The organism is Streptomyces sp. 6-11-2, from assembly GCF_006540305.1.
Lineage (GTDB): Bacteria > Actinomycetota > Actinomycetes > Streptomycetales > Streptomycetaceae > Streptomyces.
In genome coordinates this window covers 7699706-7720638 of the sequence record NZ_BJOR01000001.1, presented here as the reverse complement: position 1 = coordinate 7720638, position 20933 = coordinate 7699706, and the positions used below count along the sequence as shown (strand labels likewise).

Annotated in this window: 16 protein-coding genes and 4 pseudogenes; 10 read left to right on the top strand and 10 right to left on the bottom strand. The window is 69.7% G+C overall.

Annotated features, from left to right (window positions below; genetic code table 11):
* Positions 1 to 40 precede the first annotated feature (40 nt).
* Positions 41 to 580 (bottom strand): hypothetical protein, encoded by a 540-nt coding sequence (locus TNCT6_RS34680; RefSeq protein WP_253266338.1) that lies wholly within the window; start codon positions 578 to 580, stop codon positions 41 to 43.
* A 287-nt stretch (positions 581 to 867) separates the two neighbouring features.
* On the opposite strand from TNCT6_RS34680, the pseudogene TNCT6_RS34675 reads away from it, so the two are divergent.
* Positions 868 to 1142 (top strand): annotated as a pseudogene (locus TNCT6_RS34675) (D-aminoacylase); the annotation flags it as partial.
* Here the strand turns inward: TNCT6_RS34675 and TNCT6_RS34670 are convergent.
* From TNCT6_RS34670 to TNCT6_RS34660, 3 genes are all read right to left on the bottom strand, one after another.
* Positions 1139 to 1996, bottom strand: coding sequence for a serine protease (locus tag TNCT6_RS34670; protein ID WP_253266485.1), 858 nt, complete (start codon positions 1994 to 1996; stop codon positions 1139 to 1141). The pseudogene TNCT6_RS34675 and the gene TNCT6_RS34670 sit on opposite strands and share 4 nt — an antisense overlap.
* A gap of 898 nt (positions 1997 to 2894) precedes the next feature.
* Positions 2895 to 3926 carry a nitronate monooxygenase gene (locus TNCT6_RS34665; RefSeq protein ID WP_141365479.1) on the bottom strand — a complete coding sequence of 344 codons (1032 nt, stop codon included), beginning with the start codon at positions 3924 to 3926 and terminating at the stop codon, positions 2895 to 2897.
* Between the two features lie 37 nt (positions 3927 to 3963).
* Complete coding sequence (locus TNCT6_RS34660; RefSeq protein WP_141365477.1) at positions 3964 to 5151, bottom strand: YbfB/YjiJ family MFS transporter; 1188 nt, start codon at positions 5149 to 5151, stop codon at positions 3964 to 3966.
* Between the two features lie 132 nt (positions 5152 to 5283).
* On the opposite strand from TNCT6_RS34660, the gene TNCT6_RS34655 reads away from it, so the two are divergent.
* Both TNCT6_RS34655 and TNCT6_RS34645 read left to right on the top strand, forming a co-directional pair.
* On the top strand, positions 5284 to 6135 hold the full coding sequence (locus TNCT6_RS34655; RefSeq protein ID WP_141365475.1) for a LysR family transcriptional regulator: 852 nt from the start codon (positions 5284 to 5286) through the stop codon (positions 6133 to 6135).
* Positions 6136 to 6629: 494 nt separating this feature from the next.
* Positions 6630 to 7034: a tautomerase family protein gene (locus TNCT6_RS34645; RefSeq protein ID WP_141367097.1), complete on the top strand. Its 405-nt coding sequence runs from the start codon at positions 6630 to 6632 to the stop codon at positions 7032 to 7034.
* A gap of 383 nt (positions 7035 to 7417) precedes the next feature.
* On the opposite strand, the gene TNCT6_RS34640 is transcribed toward TNCT6_RS34645, so the two are convergent.
* Entirely contained in the window at positions 7418 to 10075 is a 2658-nt protein-coding gene (locus TNCT6_RS34640; RefSeq protein ID WP_253266337.1) for a SpoIIE family protein phosphatase, read from the bottom strand.
* Positions 10076 to 10368: 293 nt separating this feature from the next.
* Here TNCT6_RS34640 and TNCT6_RS34635 point away from each other — a divergent pair, with 293 nt between their 5' ends.
* From TNCT6_RS34635 to TNCT6_RS34610, 5 genes are all read left to right on the top strand, one after another.
* Positions 10369 to 11484: a PP2C family protein-serine/threonine phosphatase gene (locus TNCT6_RS34635; protein ID WP_253266336.1), complete on the top strand. Its 1116-nt coding sequence runs from the start codon at positions 10369 to 10371 to the stop codon at positions 11482 to 11484.
* Between the two features lie 511 nt (positions 11485 to 11995).
* Positions 11996 to 12406 carry a hypothetical protein gene (locus tag TNCT6_RS34625; protein WP_141365469.1) on the top strand — a complete coding sequence of 137 codons (411 nt, stop codon included), beginning with the start codon at positions 11996 to 11998 and terminating at the stop codon, positions 12404 to 12406.
* On the top strand, positions 12403 to 13932 hold the full coding sequence (locus TNCT6_RS34620; protein ID WP_141365467.1) for an FAD-dependent monooxygenase: 1530 nt from the start codon (positions 12403 to 12405) through the stop codon (positions 13930 to 13932). Before TNCT6_RS34625 ends, TNCT6_RS34620 begins: the two co-directional genes overlap by 4 nt.
* A 270-nt stretch (positions 13933 to 14202) precedes the next feature.
* Complete coding sequence (locus TNCT6_RS34615) at positions 14203 to 14433, top strand: hypothetical protein (protein WP_141365465.1); 231 nt, start codon at positions 14203 to 14205, stop codon at positions 14431 to 14433.
* Between the two features lie 245 nt (positions 14434 to 14678).
* Complete coding sequence (locus TNCT6_RS34610) at positions 14679 to 15212, top strand: hypothetical protein (protein ID WP_141365463.1); 534 nt, start codon at positions 14679 to 14681, stop codon at positions 15210 to 15212.
* Positions 15213 to 15309: 97 nt separating this feature from the next.
* Here the strand turns inward: TNCT6_RS34610 and TNCT6_RS42195 are convergent.
* The 5 genes and pseudogenes from TNCT6_RS42195 to TNCT6_RS34600 all read right to left on the bottom strand — a co-directional run.
* A pseudogene (locus TNCT6_RS42195) lies at positions 15310 to 15454 on the bottom strand (IS701 family transposase); the annotation flags it as partial.
* Positions 15455 to 15539: 85 nt separating this feature from the next.
* Positions 15540 to 15740 (bottom strand): annotated as a pseudogene (locus tag TNCT6_RS41305) (lycopene cyclase family protein); the annotation flags it as partial.
* Positions 15741 to 15775: 35 nt separating this feature from the next.
* A complete protein-coding gene (locus tag TNCT6_RS41300) occupies positions 15776 to 15952 on the bottom strand; it encodes a hypothetical protein (protein WP_253266335.1) in 177 nt (58 codons plus the stop codon).
* A gap of 52 nt (positions 15953 to 16004) precedes the next feature.
* Positions 16005 to 16349, bottom strand: a pseudogene (locus tag TNCT6_RS42190) (SDR family NAD(P)-dependent oxidoreductase); the annotation flags it as partial.
* Positions 16350 to 16535: 186 nt separating this feature from the next.
* Positions 16536 to 17783: an NAD(P)/FAD-dependent oxidoreductase gene (locus tag TNCT6_RS34600; protein ID WP_141365459.1), complete on the bottom strand. Its 1248-nt coding sequence runs from the start codon at positions 17781 to 17783 to the stop codon at positions 16536 to 16538.
* Here TNCT6_RS34600 and TNCT6_RS42185 point away from each other — a divergent pair.
* Positions 17752 to 18261, top strand: a complete 510-nt coding sequence (locus tag TNCT6_RS42185) for an IS3 family transposase (RefSeq protein ID WP_141365457.1) — start codon at positions 17752 to 17754, stop codon at positions 18259 to 18261. The genes TNCT6_RS34600 and TNCT6_RS42185 overlap by 32 nt on opposite strands.
* Entirely contained in the window at positions 18258 to 20735 is a 2478-nt protein-coding gene (locus TNCT6_RS34590; RefSeq protein WP_141365455.1) for a SpoIIE family protein phosphatase, read from the top strand. The genes TNCT6_RS42185 and TNCT6_RS34590 overlap by 4 nt, the downstream gene beginning before the upstream one ends.
* Positions 20736 to 20933 lie beyond the last annotated feature (198 nt).

The window sequence follows — 20933 nt, the reverse complement described above, 5'->3', positions numbered from 1 at the left end:
GGCGCCCGTCGCCAGTGGCGGAGCCAGGGTTCAGTTGAGGTCATGGCAGGTGCTGTCGGATCGCGGTCCAGGCGACGAGTCGCCCACGGACCGGGCCAGGTTCCAGGTAACCGACCAGGCTGTCCAGATGGGCCGTCAGGTTCTTGTGCCGCCGCAGCTCGCGGATCTGCTCGATGGGAAGGTCACGCCAGCCCTCGGCGAGACCAGCGGCCTGTGTGTGCGTGAAGGTCAGTGCATCGAGCGTGTCGGACGCCAGCGCCTCTGGACTCCAGTCGGGGTCCGTGTCGTCAGGGCCTAGCCGGTCGATCACCCACATCCGGAGCGTGAAGTCCTGGTGAGCGACCCGCGCAGAGGGCCCCTCGGCGTTGTCGAGCATGCGTCGGTTCGCGAGCAGCGACAGCTTCGCCCACTGGCGACGGGTTTCCTGGGAGTGGCCGGAGTTGTAGGCGTGTCCCTGCGCGGCGACGCGTGCGGTCTCAAGTTGCTGACCGTGGGCGTCATGGATGAACGTCTGCAGCTGGTCGAATGTCCACGTGCTCAAATCGTGGCCTGGTTCTTCTCGATATGCGTCGCTACTCAAGGTCCCCCTCCTGGTCGTAGGCATGCCGAGGCTGATGACGGCCTTCTGGGACCGCGTGTCACTCTGGGCGAGCTTGTCCTCGGCGCCGGCAAGGCTGACTTTCAGTCCTTCGACCTCGCCGAGTCTGCCTCCTATGTGCGGCGCCTGACAGAAGGGCGCCGCAGCGTGGGGAGGGAGCGGGACGGGCGATGACGGACGTGGACGTGGGTAGTGGCGACCGGCTGGCCTTGGCGGTGCTGACGCTGTACCGGATGACGACCACCGAGCAGATGCGCCTCATCCGCAACACGGTCCCGCCCTACCTCGGCCACTACGCCCGCGAGCTCGGCTTGCTGTCCCGCTGCGGCTGCCGGACCGCTGGCTCGTCCGCGAGGGCTACCGCGCCGACCTGGTGCTCTTCGACCCGGACACGGTGGCGGCGGGCTCGACGTTCGAGGCGCCGCGCACCCTGCCGGTGGGCATCCCACACGTGCTGATCGACGGGCGCTTCGTCATCGAGGACGGCCGCCGCACGGACATGCTCGCGGGCCGGTCCGTACGGCGTACGCCCTGTGCGGACTAGGCCTGGGGCTCGGGGAGTTCACATCCCTTGCGGCCCAGGTCGAGCTTGCTGCCGTCGACAACGCACGGCACGATCCCGTAGGTCTCCTGCGCGTAGTGAGTGCCCTGGCGGACGGTGATGCGCCCCTTGCGGTCGACCTCGCAGGGGTTGTTGAGCGTGCACTGCTCGCCGTCCTCGTTACCGGTGTTGTTGACGGCGATCACGCGTCCGGTGTGGTCGTCGATCACCGGGGAGCCTGACGTGCCGCCGATGGTCTGGCACGCGGGCGTGTAGCGCACCGAGTCCTTCCAGGTCCACCAGTACTCCTTGAGCTGGTCCACGAACCCGTCGACGGAGCACTTGTACTGCTTCTTCCAGTACCCCGACGTCACGGTGATCTCGGTGTTCTTGCGCGGGTGGCGCGGGTCGAGCAGCAGCGGCCGTACGTGGTACTTGCTCTCGATCTCGGCGTAGGTGGTGGTCGTCCGGTACAGCGAGATGTCGGTGTCGGTCATCGTCGCGTACGAGATCTGGTCGGCCTGGAGCGTGCCGAGCACCCCGGCGTCCTCGTCGAGGAGCTTGAACGTGCGGGTGGACGGCTGGTCCACGATGACCTGGCCGGCCTTCGGGAAGCCGCTCTCGATGCAGTGCCCGTTGGACAGTACAAGGGCGGGGTCGTCGGGCTGTGACTGCGGGGTGCGCACGACGGAGCCGGAACAGTTGCTGAGCGCGACGGTGCCGGCGAACGTGACGGGCGCGTCGTTCGGTCTCGCGCGGGTGCCGGCGTCCCCGCCCGCGGTCCCGGCGACGGCGGGTGCCGCGCCCGCACCGACCAGGGCGAGCGCGAACGCAGCGCCGGTGAGCGCCTTGCCGATCCTCGGTGAGCGACGTGCCGTGCGGGTCATCGGTGCTGCAGGTGACATTGGGTGGAGCCCCCTTGCCGACGCCGGGTGTGACGTCTGTAGCCGATGGTTGCCGTGTGCATTCTTCGGTGCCGACGGGCGGCGGGACAAGGGGTGGGATCAAGTCCGTGTCCCGCCGCGGTCCGCGGGCCCTGCGGACGCGGGCAGGGGCCGGGCCCGGTGCACATGCGGGCCCGAACTCGCGCTCGGGGTGCGCGACTTGGTGTTCCTCCAGGTCACGTCGGCTCCGGCGGGGTCGCCGGAGCCCCGCGATTGCGGTCCGGACGTGCTGGCCTGGCGGCTCGGCTGATGGTTGATCAGTAGGCCGTCTATCGGGCTGGTTCGGGGCTCGGGTTGCGGCGGAATTGCCGACGGGCCGAGCGATCCGAGATCAGTGCAGCGATCGCGCGCCCAGCGACAAGAGCCTCGGGGCCAAGCTCCTCGACACCACGACCAGCACATGGTCACACCGACGGGAAGGGGGACGGCTCTTGTCAGGCGTTTTCGTCATAGATTCGCGCCCCCAGGTCCTCCGCCCACTCCAGCGCCCACGTCGCGGGCTCCTAGAACTGCCGGGAGGTGAGCCCGTACACGGCATAGTCCTCATCCTCGGCGTCTGTGTGAATCCGGCGCGGTGCCGCCGGGCCGGTTCCCGGGTGCCGGCGCTCTCCCCCGCAGCCGTCACGGCCTGGGCAAGTCCGGCAAGAGTGCGGCCTGTCCCGGCGGTGATCCTGTCGTGCCCGGGGCCGAACGGCGGCTGGTTACAGCACTGTCCGTGTTGTTCGCGTTGTCCAGTCCAGGGCCGTGGACATCTTCCGGCGCCGGGAAGTCCTCAGGTTCGTGGCCCATGGGCTCGATGGTCTCAGCCGGCTCATAGCCGGCCCGCGAGACGGGCGTAGGTGTCGACGGTGCGTTCGGCCTTCGCGTGGCGATGCCCTGTGCCTGCCCACAGGTGGATCAGTCGTGTGTCACCGGCAGCGGTGGCCGCATTGCGGCGTGGGCCGGTGAGGTGGTGGAGGGCGGGGTAGCCCTCGGGGGCGATGGGGTCGTACTGATCGATGAAGTGGTTGCGCAGGGCGCGTGCGGGCCGTCCTGTGAAGGCACGGGTGATGGCGGTGGTGGCGAAGGCGGGGTCGACCAGGGCCGCCTTGTGCGGTGCGGATGCTCCGCTCTCGTGGGTGCGCAGCAGGGCGGTGCCAATCATGGCGGCTTCGGCGCCTGCGGCCAGCGTGGCGGCCACGTCGGCGGCGGTGGTGATTCCGCCGGCGGCGATGACGGGCAGCGCGACGGCGTGCCGCACAGCGGTGATCAGGTCGGTGAGCCGGATGGGCTGGGGCGGCCGTGCGGGGGTGAGCGTGGCCGAGTGCCCCCCCCCGGCGGCCGGTGCCTGGACGATCAGCGCGTCGACGCCAAATTCAGCGGCCAGGCGCGCTTCTTCGGCCGAGGTGACGCTCTGCAGAACGGTGCTCCCGGCGGCGCGGAGAGCGCGGACGACGGCGCGATCCGGGATGCCGAAAGTGCAGGACACCCACGGGACGGGAGTGGAGGTGAGCAGGTCGATCTTGTCCGTCCAGTGGTCGTCGTCCTCGATCGGCTCCTCGGGCAGCGTCAGGCCGTAGCGGTCGGCCTCCACCTGCACCGCCCGTGCGTAGCGCTGGTATGCCTCGTGGGAGATGGGGACCGGGTTGGGGGCGAACAGGTTGACGCCGAAGGCAACGCCTTGGGCGCGCGTGGTGTGGATCTGCCCGGCGAGTGCCTGCGCGGACTTGTATCCGCCGGCGAGGAACCCCAGCCCGCCTGCGCGGGCTGCGGCGGTGACCAGTGCGGGGGTGCTCGGTCCGCCGGCCATCGGCGCTGCGATGAGAGGGAGGTCTGCTCCGAGGTCGGACAGCAGGGTGCTCACGACAACTCCTCCTGGAGGTAAGGCAGCGGCGGGGGTGTCAGGCCGCCGTGGTCACGGGGCCGAGGTGGTGTGGGAAGCGGACGCAGACGACGGCGGACGCGAACGCGGCGACGACGACCATCGCGCTGCCGAGCAGGAGCGCCTGGTGGTAGCCGTGGCTGAGCAGCGGGGTGGCGAGCAGCGGGCCGAGTATCTGGCCGGCGCTGTATCCGGTGGTCAACAGAGCCACGGCGCGGGGCACTTGAAGATGGCTTCCGATGGACAGGGCGATTGTGCTGACGCCCATGAAGGTGGCGCCGAACAGTACGGCGGACACGAGCGCGGGCGTGGTGCCGCCGAGCAGCGCCGGCAGGGCGATGCCGATGGCCTGGATGGTCAGCGAGGCCAGCAGGAGGGCCGGCCTGGACCAGCGGCGGGCCAGCTGAGTCCACACGGCGCAGGAGGGAAGCGCGGCGAGGCCGACCACGATCCAGGCTCCGCCGCCGAGCCACCCGTTGACGCCCTGTTGGATCGCGGCGACCAGGAAGGTACCGGCGATGATGTAGCCGATGCCCTCGAAGGTGTAGCTGGCGAGCAGCGCGAGGAACCAGCGGTGGGTGCGCGGCCGTTCGGCCTGCGCGGCTGTTGCGGAACTGACGGCTTCCGGCTGCGGGGCCAGGGGCCAGGCGAGCGCGGTGAGCAGGGCCGCGAGCGCGGCACAGGTCCACCAGGCGGCTTGCCAGGTGGACGCGGCCTGCACGGCGACGACCAACAGGCCGGACAGGGCGATTCCGGCACCGACCCCGCCGAAGGCCCAGCCGACCAGGTGGTGGGCGTGTGCGCGAAGGCGGGAGAGCATCGCGCTGACGGCGATCACGAAGACCAGCGCGCTGGCGGCACCGGCCATGAGACGCAGGCCGAACCAGGCGGTGTCGTCGTGCGTGACCGGCATGAGCGCCAGCGTCAGCACCAGCACGACGAGCGAACCCCGCAGTGCCGCGGCCGACCGTACGACGGCGGGGGCGGCGATGCCAACCAGGGCGCCTGCGAGGTAGCCGATGAAGTTCGCCGTGGCCAGGTTCGCCCCGAGTGCCGAGGAGAGTCCGGCCTGCTCGTGCATGAGGGGAAGGATGGGGGTGTACACGAACCTGCCGACTCCCATTCCCGCGGCGAGGGCGGCCGCCGCCTGGACGACGATCGTCCAGGACGACTGCGTTCGCGGACGGGGCAGGGCTGATGCCTTCATGGCTTGGGCTCCTTCCTGGGTGGCGTTCACGGGCCTACTTCGACGCTATGCAGCGCACGCGCGGCTGTGAAATGCCGGTTACGCTGCTGCTATGCACCGCAGGCATGGATGCGCGAGAGGGGTGCCAGGGGCATGGATGTCGAACTGCGTCACCTGCGGGCCTTCACGTCCGTGGCCCGCCACCGCTCGTTCTCCCGTGCCGCCGAAGAACTGCTGATCACGCAGCCGGCGCTGAGCCGTACGATCGCGCAACTGGAGGGGAATCTGAGCGTCCGCCTGCTCGACCGCTCCTCACGGCACGTCGAACTGACGGACACCGGCGCGGAGTTCCTGGTCCATGTCGAGCGGGTACTCGCCACACTGGACGAGGCCCTCGCCGTGGTGAGCCACCGTGTCACGCTGCGGCTCGGTTTCAGTTGGCTGCTGCCCGACCCCTGGGCCCAGCAGGTCGTCAGCCACTTCGAGGAGAGTACGGGGGCGTCGGTCGACCTGACACGGACCGACGATCCTCTCCAGGCGCTGCGCCGGCACACCGTCGACATCACGCTGATCCGGGGTGACGTCGACGTACCTGGAGGGGCGCGCACCGTGCGCCTGTACGACGAGCCGCGCATCGCGGTGTGCTCCGAGCGCTGCGATCTGGTCCGCCTTGGTCATCTGGACTGGTCGGATGTGCAGCACTGGCCGTTGGTCGTGAACACGGTCAGCGGCACCACCGGTCCCTGGTCGTGGCCGGTGGACCAGCGCCCGGCCCAGATCATCGAGACGTCCAACTACGACGAGTGGCTGGAGACGGTGGCTGCCAACCGCGGGATCGGTATCGTCCCCGAGGTCGCGCAGCGCCGCACCCAGCACTCCTCCCTCCGCTTCGTGCCCCTCACCGACGCCCCGCCGAGTCCGGTCAGCCTCGTCTACCTGCCCGACGTCCAGCGCACGCTGATCCGCCGATTCCTGGACACAGCCCTCCGGACGAAAACGGCGTGACGCACGTGGCGGCCTGCCTTTGAGCTGCGTCCATGCTTGAGGTGCATGCATACGTCGCCCCAGGCATTTCAGACAAAGCCGGGCGGTCATCAGCGTTGACGGTGACCGGACCATGCAGCGAGGACGACGATGAGCACGACGAGACTGTCCTGGCAAGAATGCGCAATCACCCTCCTGGGCGCCCCGACAGCCGTCATCGGCATCGGTGGCCCGCGCACCGTCGGCGACCCGAACCTCGACGGGCCCGGGCCTTACGGGCATCTGATGCGGCCGTCCTGCGTGCGGGAGCAGCATGCGTCCCGGCGAAGTCCGACGGCCGGCCACTGTCGCTGGACAGCCGCAGCGCCACTGCCACGGCCGCCGTCCTCGGCGCCGGCGTCGTGGTCCCTGCCCCCTGCGCCGGCTGGGCTCACTTCTCTGAAGGGGTGCCGGAGATCGGGCACGTCTTCTACGAGGCCGGCCCGTCGTCCGCAACAGACCGACAAGGAGCGGACATGCCTTTGGTACGGATCGATCTCATCCGCGGCCGTCGTCCCGACGAGTTGAGGGCGATCGCCGACGCGACGCACCGCGCGCTGGTGGATGTGCTGCACGTCCCCGAGCGGGACAGATTCCAGCTCATCACCGAGCACGACGCCGACCACGTCATTGCCCTCGATGCCGGCCTCGGATTCGCACGCACCGACCGGCTCGTGTTGATCCAGATCTTCACTCAGTCAGGACGCACGACCGAGGTCAAGCAACGCGTCTTCCGAGCCGTCGCCGAGCAGTTGGAGCACCTCGGCATCGGCGGCGAGGACGTCTTCGTCTCCATCGTGGAGAACGGCCCTCAGGACTGGTCGTTCGGATTCGGGCGCGCCCAGTACACCGAAGGAGCTCTGCCCGTTCCCGGCCGCTGACATCATCGGGTCCGGTTGCAGCCCGCAGGCATGCTCCCGCACCCGGTTCATGTGGAGGTCGACATGGAGCTCGGCGCCCCACTGCACCGCCCACACGCCGGGGCGTCGCCGGGCCGGGCGACGCTCAGCAGGCGACGGCGGCCGGCCCTGCGCAAGGCGGCTGGGACCCGTATCGCGGCAGCAGAGCCAGGACCGCCGGGTGGTCGAGCCGCGGCAGCGGCACGCCGTCGGGCAGTCGGCCGGTTCTTGAGGGCATCTCGAAGTTTTCGCTGTCCGGGGCGATGTCGCGGAGGCACCTGGGTTCGACGGCGCATGTACATGGGGCCGGTGGGGCCGTAAGCACGGCGGGGTCGAACTACCGGGCCGCTAGGCCGGGGCGGTGGTCACGGCATCTGCTGTTCGGTCCAGATGCATTTTCCGGCGGAGGTGTAGCGGGCTCCCCAGCGATCGGAGAGGGCGGCCACCAATTGCAGCCCGCGCCCGCCCTCGTCGGTTTCCGAGGCGTGACGGATCCGGGGCGTGGTCAAACTGCTGTCGGAGACCTCGCATATCAGCCTCTCGCCCCGCAGCAGACGCAGCCCGATGGGACCTTTCGCGTGCCGGACGGCGTTTCCGACCAGCTCGCTGACCAGCAGCTCGGCAGCCATGGTCAGCGTGTCGACATCCCAACGGGCCAGCTGGTCCCGGACGTGTTTCCGCGCCTCGCCCGCAGCGATCGGCCCATCGGACAGCGGCCAGGCCGCGACGTCCTCGGGATTCACCGCATGCATGCGGGCAATGAGCAGCGCGGCGTCGTCATCCGTGAGCTGCCTGTCCGGCAGCACACCGGCGAGCACGTCATCGCACAGACGTGCCAGCGATTCGTTCCCGCATCCGATTCGGCCCCCGTCACGCCATGCTGTCCCCGCGCTGGGCTGGAGGCCGGAACTGAGGACCGCGCTCGACAGTACCCTCGCCAAGTCGTTCATCCCGTCGTCGATGTCTCCGGTGGCGGCATCCACCAGACCGTCGGTGTAGAGCACCAGCAGACTCCCCTCCGGGAGATCGATCTCGCACGTCTCGAACGGTGGCCGCGCGGCACCCAGCGGTGGGTCGGGCGAGCAGTCAGAGAACTGCACGGGCTGTCCCGGGCGGACGATGGCCGGCGGAGGGTGCCCGGCACATGCGAAGGTGCAGGTGGCGGAGACAGGGTCGTACACGGCGTACAGGCAGGTGGCGTAGAAGTTCTCGCCGAGGTCGTTGACCAGGTCGTTGAGGCGGTTGAGCAGTTCTGCCGGCGGGAACTCCAGGTCGGCCAACGTGTGCACAGCGGTGCGAAGCCGCCCCATGGTGGCCGCCTCGGGCAGGCCGTGTCCCATCACATCGCCGACGACCAGGGCCACCCGGGCGCCGGACAGGGGAATGACGTCGTACCAGTCACCGCCGACATCGATGCCCTCGCTGGCGGGAAGATAACGCGCGGCCGTGTCCACGAACCGCAGCGACGGGAGGGCACGCGGCAACAGTCCCCGCTGGAGCTCCTTGGCGCGGGTGTGCTCGGTGTCGTACAGCCGGGCACGCTCGATGGCCTGCGCCATCAGTCCGCTGAGCGCGGTGAGCAGGGTCTGCTCCTCTCCGTTGAGGAGGCGCGATTCGGCGAAGGAGATGACGCAGCACCCGATGCAGCGGCCGGAGACGATCAGCGGCAGAAAGGCCCAGGCCGCCTTGCCGGCTGCGCTGGGAAGTCCGGACATCAGCGGGTAGCGAGCGACGTACTCCTCGGCCGAGCCGATGAAGGCGGGCTTCCCGCTGTGGTACACCTCGGAGACGGGAGAGATGGTGGTGACAGCACTTCCGTCGATCTTGTCGAGAAAGGCCCGTGAGTATCCGACGGACCCGGCGACGCGTATCACCCTGCCCTCGATGATCTGGATGACAAGACCAGAGGCGTTGAACGGAGGCAGCACCCACGCCGCGATGGCCGCCACCACATCGCGCATCGTCAGGGCCTGCGCGAGGGCGGTGGTCAACTCGGTCACCCGGGCGGTGCGCTCGGCTGCGGCCCGTTCGGCGGCTGCGCGTTCCGCCGCCCGGGCCTGGCTTTCGGTGACGTCGGCGGCATACACCGTCAGTCCGTCCGGCACCGGCACCAGCCGCATGCGGTACCAGCGCTGGTTGGTGGGCCAGCGCATCTCGAAGGTGGTCGGAGCGCCGCTTTCGACGGCCTGCCTGCAGCGTGTTTCGAGGCCCGGCGCGGCGAGGTCGACGCGCAGGCTTGCGAAGATGTCCCACAGAGTTCGGCCGAGCAGCGCGTGCGAGACGCCGAGCAGCCGCTCCGCCTCCGCATTGACGAAGGTGACGCGCCATGCGCCGTCCACCACGAAGAACGCGTCGCTCATCTGCCACAGCGCTCGGGTCATCGAGTCCGGTGCGGTGAGGGCCGTGCCGCTGCTTCCTTCCGGACCGGCCGACCGTACGGGTTCACCGTCTCGGCCGATTGCGGGCCCGCTGCGGGGTCGGCGTGCCCCTTCCTCCCGTGGCCGTGGCCCCTCCCTGCTGCGAGGGCTTTGTACCTGCTGTCCGTCGGCCGGGAGCTGCCCGAGACGCAGCGCGGCCCACGCGGTGAGCGCTTCGACGGCCGCGCGCTGCTGCGGCGTGGGCTCCTCGGCGGGGGCCATCAGCACGGACAGCGCGCCCAGTGTCCCCTCGGGGGCGATCAGGGGAACGGCCAGCAGCCCACCACCGGCCGGCAGCGTCGCGCCAGTGTGGTCCTCGATGGTCTCAACAGGCTTCCATACGGGTGTCCCGCGGGCCGCTGCGCGGGCTGGGGCCGTGCCGCTCGCCTCCCCGATCTCCGCCCAGTTCCGAACGGCCGTGCGGAGCAGCCCGTGCGCTGCCGTCAGCAGCAGCCCACAGCTGCCGGGACCGCGTAGATGCACCATGCCGCCCAGACCACCGGACTCCGTCACCGCATGGTCGAGGGCGAAGCTCAGCAGGTCGGCACCTGACAGGCTCTCCCCCGCAGTGGTGATCACTCGCAGTCTGGTGGCGGCCGCGTCCACGGGGGCCTGCTCGGACATTCGGTCACCTCCGCGGCGAGCAGGCGGGGGATTTACTACCCGCAATAATTATTAGTTGAGTCGCCCTGCCCAGTCGAGACGTAACGGAAGCAGGGTTCTTCCGGGGACCATCCGTGGCAGAGAACCATGCGGATACCAGCAGCATCGCGCGGAGCCGTCGCCTCCCGGGCGTGTGCGGGGCTGCCCGGGCGGGGTAACCGGAAACTATGCGCCTCCTTGGGCAGGTGTTTACTCACCGGCAGCACTCGGGGCACCCCAGCATTGCCCTGCTAGCGGTGCCGCTCGGGCTGATCCTGGCCATCACGCTGGCCGATGCATTCAGTCCCCGTGGCGTACCGCTGGGGCCGCTGCTGATCGTGGCGCCCGCGATCACGGCATCGTTCGCCGGCCCCGTCCTCACCGCGGCGATGGGCGTGGTCGCTGTGGGGGCTCTGTTCAGCATCGGTCTGACACCCCCGATCCTTCTGGGGACCTTGTACTTCGATTCGCAGGTCATCTCCCTGCTGGCGGTGTCGGCCTTCGTGACCGTGTTCCGTTACTTGCAGGGCAGGCACTCCCGTGAGCTGACGCAGGTGCGGACCGTGTCGGAGACGACGCAGCGCGTGCTGCTCAGGCCCCTGCCGCAGCGTATCGGCCCACTACGGGTGGCGTCGGTATACCTGGCCGCTCAGGAGCAGTCCCTGATCGGCGGAGACCTCTACGCGGCTGTGCGTACGCCTTACGGCACCAGATTGATCATCGGGGATGTGATGGGCAAGGGGCTGCCCGCAATCGGCGACGCCGCTCTGTTGCTCAGCGCGTTCAGAGAGGCCGCACACCGCGAGGCCACCCTGCCCGACCTCATGGCCTACCTGGACCACAGCGTGTGCTGGCACCTGGCCGAACCCACCGAACGGGATCAGCTAGGAGAGTGCTTCATCACCGCCGCTGTCGTCGACATCCCCGACGAGCACCCCATGGTGCGGATGGTCATCTGCGGGCACCCGCCACCCCTACTGCTGCGAGACTGGCAGGTCACCACACTGCGCGCCACCCGCCCCGCGCCGCCGCTGGGCCTGGGCGAAGTGACCCGCCCCGACTACCACGTCGACACCTTCACCTTCGAGCCCAGGGATGTGCTGATACTGCACACCGACGGCGTGACCGAAGCCCGCGACGCCCAGGGCGCCTTCTACCCGCTGGCCGAACGGGCCGCATCCTGGGCACACCACAAACCCTCAGCACTGATCAGTCACCTGCGCGCCGACCTGCTCGCCCACGTCGGCGGGCACCTGGCCGACGACGCCGCCGTGATCGCCGTCCAACGCACCTTCCCGCCGGCACCCACCGGCACCATCGAGGGCGCGCCCCCATCCCGCCCCACCGACGAAGGCGACCAGGACCGTCTGTGAGGACAGCGGTGGACCAAGCTGACGGCCGTCAGTTACGCGGGGACAACTGGCCCGGCTGGCACACGCTCCGCCGACGCACGCTCCCACGGACCTGTACTCCCGCACCGGCCTCGGCCTGAAGTCCCGCGAGCCGGCCACCATCGCCGCCTGCACGGCGTTCGGCACGGCCGGCCCGCAGATGCGGGTCCACATCCACGGCTTCCGTCCGACGGACCGCCGGTCTCCCACACGGTCACGTCGAACCATCGGCTGTCCTGCGGGCAGTACCACTGCCGCCCTGCCTTCGATGTTCTTCGGCGGCAGTTCGTGGAACGTTCTCGTATCCAGTAGCTCGTACTGTGGTGAGTAGTCGGCGTGCAGAGAATCCCGGTGGGATTGATCTTGGCTGACGGGGCGACACTCCGGGCGGAAGCCGCCTTCAAATCGCGGCTCGACGTGTCGGTCTGCCTCCATCCCGCGCCGGAAGAGCGGACTTTTGGGTGTGAGTAGTTCCAGGGAGGTCGGGAAGCGGATGAGTTCGGCACGACAGAAGGCCGGGGCCGTGGTCACCCTGGCAGGGGTCACCGCCCTGGCGCCCTCGGTATGGCAGACGGCCACCCACATCACCGACGAGACGTACCGCGCCCCGGAGGCTCGCCACGGAGAGGGGCACGTCCAGTACCACATGGCACGCGAAGTACTGATCACTGCAGGCTCGGTAGGCGTCCTCGTGATGGGCGTCCTGGCCGGGCAGGACAGGAGCCGTGCCGTGTGGCGCGGCATGGCCGCCGCGGCCGCCGGGATCAGCACCGCGATGTGGTCCGGTGGGCCAACCACCGGCGTGTGGGCTCCCAACCGGAAGGCGTTCCTGGTCCACCTGGCCTCCACCGCGGGACTCGGCGTAGGTGTGGCACTCCTGCGCCCGCAGGCGGGGCACCGATGACCGCCCAGGTCATCGTCGCAGGTGCCGGGCCCGTCGGGCTGATGACCGCCGCCCTGCTGGACGCCGCCGACGTACGCGTCGAGGTCTTCGAGCGCAACGAAGGCCCGAGCAAGCACTCCAAGGCCACCACCATGCATCCACGCACGCTGGAGGTCCTGGCCACGGTCGAGACTGTCGGAGGGCGCCGGCTGGCCGAGGTCCTCGTCGACCACGGCACACCGGTGTCCAGCACCCACTTCGCCGTCCTTCCCGACAGGCTCGACTACTCCGGCCTGGACACGCCCTTCCCTTTTGTTCTGCTGATCGCCCAGGCTGACACCGAGCGGTTCCTGGCCGACCACCTGCGTTGGCGGGGTGTCCCGGTGCACTACGGGCAGGCAGTGTGGGGATGGGAGAAGACCGACAGCGGATTGCGTGTCCGCGTCGGCGACCGCGCTCGCACCGCCGCCTACTTGGTGGGTGCCGACGGCGCGCACAGCCGCGTCCGCGAGCAGGCCTCGATCCCGTTCCCGGGCGTGCCGCCGACCATGGTGGGATTCGTCGCTGACGTCGAGCTCACGGATCCGCCGTTGGTGGCACGGCAGGTGTGGCACCGCGACACGGGCTACGTCAGCGTCGTGCCGATGCAAGGCGGGGTGTGGCGTCTGTTCGGCGCCGAGCCCGCCGATACGGGACTCACCTCCGAGCAGGTACGGCAACGGCAGGCCATGCCGCTCGGCCTGGAGGAACTGCGTGCCACCTTGCGACGTGTCGCCGCCACCGACTTCGGGCTGCGTGCCGCGTCCTGGATCTCCCTAGCCAGCGACAGCACCCGCCGCGCCGCGCGCTACCGCTCCGGACGCGTCCTGCTCGCGGGAGACGCCGCCCACGTCCACCTGCCCGCCGGGGGGCAGGGGCTCAACGCAGGGCTCCAGGACGCGGCGAACCTCGCGTGGAAGCTGGCCGCCGAGATCCACGGCTGGGCTCCCGCCCAATTGATCGACGGCGCGTTCTGCTACGAACACGAACGCCGACACGTGGCAGAGCAACTCATGGCCAACACCCTGGCCCAGGGGGCGCTGATGCACACCTTCACAGCCGGCGGAAAGGCACTGCGCGACCTGGTCAGCGATCTGATCAGCCGTGGCGGCGACACCGCCGAGGAACTGGCCGGATGGCTCTCCGGCCTCAGCCTGAGCTACCCGCAGCCCGAAGGCACCCACCCGCTGGTGGGCACGCGAGCGCCGGATCTCCCCCTCACTGACGGCGGAACACTCCACCAGGCGCTGCGTCATGACCGCTATCTGCTCTTGGACCTCACCCCGGACAGCGGCCTCGCCGAACTCGGCTCCGCCCACATCGACGTGCGCGCGGCGCCATCCCCCAGCGGCACCTGGTCCGCCCTGCGCGCCGTCCTCGTCCGACCGGACGGCTACATCGCCCACGCCACCGGGTCCACCGACCCTCTCAACCTGGCCACGACACTCGCGCAATGGACCACGGCCACCGGCGCCATACCGACCGCGGCCCAAGAACTCCAGTTGTAGATCGTGATGTTCGTCGTGGCTTCGGTGACCTCGGCCTGATCAGGCAGCCTGTCAGCTACGGTGCAGGCCATGGACAGCCGTGTGTACGTGCCCTGGTTCTCAGTCGGGGAGACTGACGAGGATGCGTTCCAGAGTCTGGACGGCACATGACGCACATTCGTATCCGTACTACGCGAGCGGGCTGTCACCTGGCCCTGCGAACCGCACGACACCCTCATCCTCCGCCCCCAGGAGACCGCGTTCGCGCATCTGCTGGCCCTGTTCCATCCGGTGACGCCTGGAACCAATTCCATCTCCTGCGTATTCGGTGCGTTCTTCGACGGGCAGGGAGTGCTCGGCACCGAAGTGCACAACCAGATGTACATCCCCCAAGTCCAGGAGTCCGTGGTGGAGATACTCCATGCCGCCGGTTCACCTGCCCGCTGCGCGGAACTGACCGCGGACTGGTTCGAACGCATCCTGCAAGGCGAAGCCGGCAACTGGCCGCCCCCGACGTCATGATCTTCATGTCCGATTCGCGGCTTGCCCGCGGTCATGGCTGGCTTGGGCCCTGGGCTCTGGGCTCAGGCCTGGTGGCGGCATCGCCAGGCAGACCGGTGCTCGTTCGCGCGAGGTAGCTCAGCTCGCCCCGCCACGAGTACGCGGGCTGGATATTCTTCCGATGTGAAGATCTTGGTGGGGGGCTCGCGGCCGGGTTGGTGTTCGGAGCGGCTACCTCGCTCGTCAACGCGCTCTCGTCGCCGTACGTGGAACTCGGGATGCCGCTCGTCGGCACCGTCTGGGCCAAGGCTGCCAAGGTGCTCAGCCTGCTGATGGACGCCAGCTGGTCCTGGGCAGCATTAGCGGTCGGGATGGGTTGGCTGGCCGGGACCTGGGCCCGAGGCGCACTGGTTGGGGCTTTGGCACTGATCGCGGCCTCGGTGGCGTATTACGTGACGGACGCCTTCGTTTTGAGGGAACCGCTGTCCATGTTCGCGACGGAAACGGTCATGTGGTCAGTGACGGGTTTGCTGTTCGGGTTGGTCCTGGGTGTGGTGGGTGCAGCCATCAGGCGGCCTGGGTTGATCGGCTTGCTTGCCGGGTTGACGGTGTCGGTGGGTGCTGCGGTGCAGATGATCGTGATGCCGCCCCGGCCTCACCTCACCTTGACCCCGGCAATCGTTCTCGCCGAGGTCATCGTATGGACAGCTGCCGTGCTCGGTGCTGGCTGGGCTGTCTACCGTTTCCGGGCCGCCAGGCGTGTGTCGGGATCCCGGCTCAGTCGCTGCCGAACCTCTTGAAGAATTCGATGCCGCGTCAGGGGCCGGGTGACTTCCGAGCCGCTTTTGCGATGGTCGAGGGTGGTGTGGGCGGTGCGCGTGACCCCGGAGTGCTCCGTGCAAGGACGAACATCACGAGGGTGACCCAGCGGGTCCAGGAGGGGTAGCGGCGGACCTGGGACTCGTCCAGCCCGGCCAGCCCCTTCCCGCTCTGGAAGGTCTCCTCCACCCGCCATCTGGAAACCAGCCACCTTGACCAGAGTGCCCTGCCTGCCGGGGACGCGGGGAGCACCGAAAAGTCGCGGGCCGGGCGGGGGCACGCCGCCGCTCCCCGACCGCGTCACCGTCGGTGCCGTGCACCCTTAGCCAGGACCAGGAGGCACACACGGCTTCGTCGAAGTCGCCGGCGCCCTGGTCCCCATAGCACCAGGTCCGCTCCGGCGGTCGACGGGGCCCCTCCGGTGCCTCCACCACGGTCACGGTGCATGAGCCCGTCGCCGTCAGGTGGTGAGCGAGGCTGAGCCCCGACGCACCGCCGCCGACGATCACCACGTCGCACGACTCATCCGGCAGGTCGCGCCGACTCACCTGGCACGCCGTTCGACGACCGGAGTGCCGTCCGGAGTCGTCCGCAGCAGCTCCGCGTCCACTTCCACAGCGTCGGCCCCGGTGGCGACGGCCCGGTCGGCGAAGCCGGTGCCCAGGTGGCTCGGCTGGGGGGCCAGGACCCGGATGCCGGCGGTCCCCGACCCGCGGCGCACCGGTGCCGAGCCAGGCGGCGAGCGCGGCCTTGGAGGCGCTGTAGTCAGCCGTCCCCGCCTTTGGAGACCGAGCGACAGCGCCAGTGAACGCCGCGACGACCGAGCCCGGTGCCATGACGTGGAGTGCCGCGCGGAAGAAGGCGGCGGGCTCGAGGACGTTACCCGTCAGCAGGTGCTCCGCGACCTCGTCACCGAACTCCGCCACCCGGCCGACGACGACCGCCCCGAAGACCATCACGGCCGCGTCGAGCCCGCCCAGGCCAGGCGCCACGGCATGCACGGCGCGGGCGCACGACGCGGGGTCGAACGCATCGAAGAGGAGGGTAGGAGCGCCCGGGTACGCCTCGGCGGCCGGGGCAGGGCGCAACGGATCACCTCCGGCGAGCGCCGGGCGCATCCCCCGCCTGGCCGGTTCGGCAGTGAGCGCACCATCGAGGACACCGGTGGCGTCGGCCCCCAGCATGCGAGCGCCGTTGAGGTCCACGTCCACTCCCGGTCGCAGGGAACGGCCGCCTGTCTTCACCACACTGTCTGTTCCTTGATCCGGTCGCCGGCGTATGCAGCGGACACCGTTGCCGTCACGTCAACAGCGCGTCAGGTCGCTCAGCACCGCGCGCGCCGCCCGCGTACCCGAGGCCAGAGCGCCCTGGACGGAGCCCGTCGCCCGGTGGTCCCCGCAGACGTACCGGCCCCGGGCGAATCGCGTCGTGCGGCTCAGCGGCCAGGGCGGCTCCATCGCGGGCAGGGCTCCCTCGACGGTGTACACGGCGACCTGCTGCCAGCCGCTCGTGTCCGTGCCGTACAGCTCGGCGAGCCGCCGGAGCACCGCTGCGTCCCCTCCGGAGCGGTAGGGGCCCAGCACGGAGGTCGAGACCAGCGCAGTGCCGGGCGGCGCATACGTGGAGGCGACCTCGGTCAGAACGCACGTGTTGAGGACGGCTCCGGTGCTGTCCACCAGGAGAGTCGGCTCGGCCAGGGGCGTGCGGGCGGCGGCGTGGTAGTACGTGGTGACCGTACGCGTACAGGGCACGCCCAGGCCCGGCAGCAGGCGGGCCGCGCGAGCCGCGTCCGTCGCCACCACGACGGACGCGGCCGGCAGCTCGCGGCCGTCCGTCAGGAGGACCCCCGCATCGGTGACCGCCTCGACGGGTGTCTCCAGGCGCAGCACGCCGTCGGGCAGCCCACGTGCCAGCTGGACAGGTACAGCGCCGATGCCGTCGGCGGGAAGGCAGATCGTGCCTCTGACCATGCTCCGCCACACCAGGTGGAAGAAGCGGGCCGAGGTCTCCAGCCGGTCCTCCAGGAACACGCCCGACAGGAACGGCCGCAGGATCTCGGCGACCGTTTCGGGCGACACCCCCGCGCGGGACAGAGCGTCGGCGGTGGAGCGGTCCGGGGCTCGTTTGAAGGTGCCGGCGGGCAGGAGGGCGTCCCGCGCGGTGAGCACCACCATCGCGGCCAGGTCACGTGCAGGCAGTACCCGCCCGGGCAGCAGCGCCCCCGCTTCTCTCGGCAGCCGGGTCGGGTCGGATAGACGGACGGGACCCGTCGAGGTGTGCGCGACGATGCCCGGGGTGAACGGCCTCAGCCGCAGTATCCGCAGGTCCAGGCGCCGCTTCACCTGCGGGTAGGAGGTGTTGAACACCTGGAAGCCGCGGTCCAGTCGAAACCCATCCACCTGGTCCGTACGCACGCGGCCACCCACACCATCGGACGCCTCCAGCAACGCCACCCGCCGTCCGGCACGGCACAGGTCCAGGGAACAGGCCAGGCCGGCGAGCCCCGCGCCAACGACGACGATGTCCGGACCCCCACTGTGCCGAGCGGTCATGGTCCTCTTCCTCCGATGTATCGCTTACGCATCCCTCTACACCAAAACCCGGAACGTCGGCTTCCGGCGCGCTCGTCGCTCCGTGCGGCAAGGGCGGGTGTCACCGTTGTGGATGCTGGTCAAGGCCGAGTGCCTCCGCGGTCGCGTCTTCACGACCAGGGCCCAGGCGAGCCTCGCACTTTTCGAGTACATCAAGGGCTCCCACAACCCCCGTCGCATCCAGAAGTGCCTCCTGGGATGGCGAGCTCCCGTACCCGGGCGGGTGCTCGGTGGCGCTCCGCAGCGCCGCGCCGACTTCCTGGACCGCGCCCCGACGGCTGGGGCAAGCAGCATCAGGGCGAACCGACCCAGCAGCCTGCCCTCGGCGACAGAAGGGCTTGGGCCATGTCATCCGACCCGTCCGCCACAGCCGCCACGCGGTTGCGTCACCCCAACCGCCGGGCGGATCCTGAGGCCATTGGAGGATGAGCGGCCGTGACGAGTCCAAAACCTGAGACCCCTGCCGATGAATTCCTTGGTCCGCTCCACGTGACAAGAGCGGCCGCAGTGGTCCTGGACGCATGCGGCATCGTCATCGGCTGGAGCCCTGCCGCAGAGAGACTCCTCGGCTACACGCCCCAAGAGATACTCAGGCGCCCTGCCACCGCGCTGGTGGCACGCAAGGCCGGTACGCAGCCCGCACCATGGATGAACACAGTCGGCGACCCCGGATCCATCCGCAGTGCGGCACTCAACCTCCGCCATCGGGACGGTCACACCGTGCGCATGGCCACGACCATGTGCACGGTGGCCCACGGCCCTGATGGTCCGGCCCTTGTGCTGCTCGCGGCGGACCTGGAGGAGCTGCGCAGCTGGGAGTCGCATCAGGCGATGCTGCGCGGCCTGGTCACCCAGTCGCCCGTCTGGCTCACCATCTACGACACCGAGCTGCGAATAGTGTGGGCGAACGCCGCTGTCGACCGGGAACTGGGAGGGCCGCTCACACCGTACGCGGGCCGCACTGTGGACGAGCTCTTTCCGCAGGGGCAGGGCCGGATGCTGTCCGAGCATCACCCCCCGACATTGGCGGAGACGATGCGGAAGGTACTCGCCGACGGCATCCCCGTCATCGACCTGCACTACCTCGGGCAGGTACCCGCCGCCCCGGAGTACGAGCGAGTCTGGTCCTGTTCCTACTACCGGCTGCTCGACGCGCGCGGTGAGCCGCTCGGAGTGTGCGAGGAGGCCGTCGACATCACCGAGCGCCACCGGGCGGAGCAGCGGCTGGCGCTGCTCGTGCGGGCCGGGTCCTGTATCGGCACGTCCCTGGATGTGGTCCGTACGACAGCGGAACTCGTCGAGGTGGCTGTACCGCAGTTCGCCGATGCCGTCACCGTCGACCTGCTGCCGGAAGTCCTGGAAGGGACGGAACCCGCCGACGAGATCGCCCCCGGACAACGGTTGGTGCGGGTGTGCGGATCACGGGACCCACAGGACGCGGCCGTCGCACCGGGTGACGCAGCCGCGGAAGCCGGGCAGCCGATCGAGTACGCCTTCGCCTCCCCCCAAGCCCGCAGCATGGCCTCGGGGCGGTCGATCACGGAGAACACACCAGGCATGCCGGCTCCGCGGAGCGGAACCGGTGTCCACGCACGCCTGTTCGTGCCGTTGCAGGCCCGCGGCGCGGTGATGGGGCTGGTCACCTTTCTGCGAAGCCGCACGGCGATGCCCTTCGACACGGACGAGCAGGAGCTGGGCGACGAGTTGGTCGCGCGAAGCGCTGTGTGCGTCGACAACGCCCGCCGCTACGCCCGCGAGTACGCGGCGGCCGTGACACTGCAGCGCAGTCTGCTGCCGCGGCGCCTGCCGCCGCAGAGCGCGCTCGAAGCGGCGTACCGCTACTTGCCGGCCGACCGCCACGTCGGCGTGGGCGGCGACTGGTTCGACGTCATCCCTCTGTCGGGTACGCGCGTCGCACTGGTTGTCGGCGACGTGGTGGGCCATGGATTGCCGGCCGCGGCCACCATGGGGCGGCTGCGCACGACCGTACGGGCCCTGGCCCAACTGGACCTCGACCCCGACGAACTGCTGACGCGGCTGGCAGACGTCGCCGGTCAGAACGACTGGCGCCTCCAGGACGACGACTCCTCTGAGGATGTTGAGGACAAGGGCATCATCGGCGCTACCTGTCTGTATGCCGTCTACGACCCGATCTCTCGGCGGTGCAACTGGTGCTGCGCGGGGCATCCGCCGCCAGCGGTGGTCGACCCTGACAGCGGCCGCGTCGGCTTCGCCGAGCTGCCTTCGGGCCCGCCGCTGGGACTGGGCGGTCCGACCTACGAGAGTGCGGAGGTCGAGCTCACCCCGGGCAGCGTGCTGGCCCTGTTCACCAACGGCCTCGTAGATTCCCGTACCGGAGGTGTCGACGTCGGGTTGGGTCGGTTGGTTCAGGTTCTCGCACAGCACCGACTCCCTCTGGAGAAGCTGTGCGACCAGGCGATGGCGGTGCTCCCCATCGGGCCGGTGAACGATGACGCAGCGTTGCTGCTGGTGCGCACCCGCGTGCTGGACGCCCATCAGGTGGCCTGCTGGAACCTGCCGGCCGACCCCAGCGTGGTGTCGCACGCCCGCGCGGTGGCCGCCGCGCAACTGAATGAGTGGGGACTGCCGGAACTGGGGTTCACCACAGAACTGGTCGTGAGCGAGCTGGTCACCAACGCCATCCGGTATGCCTCGGGTCCGATCCGCCTGAGGCTCATCCGGGACCGGGCTCTGCTGTGCGAGGTCTCAGACAGCAGGCACACCTCACCGCACCTGCGGCACGCCGCCAATGACGAGGAGGGCGGCCGCGGCCTGTTCCTGGTGGCACAGACGACTCAGCGGTGGGGCACCCGCTACACCTCCGCCGGCAAGACCATCTGGACCGAGCAGGACCTGACCTGCACCGAGCCACCGCAGCGCGATGCCGCCTGACCGACCTTCTGTCGAAGGAGGAGGCCGCCGCCGGTCGTTGCACTGACCGGTCGAAGCCGGAGGCAGGCTGAGGACCGGGCAGTTCGACGTCTCACCGTCTACCGTGCACGAGCTCATAAGTCCTGCCCACCGACGTGGGGGTGTTCCGAGCGCACTGGGACCATTGACGAGGCCGACGAACACGGCGCGGTCGTCACC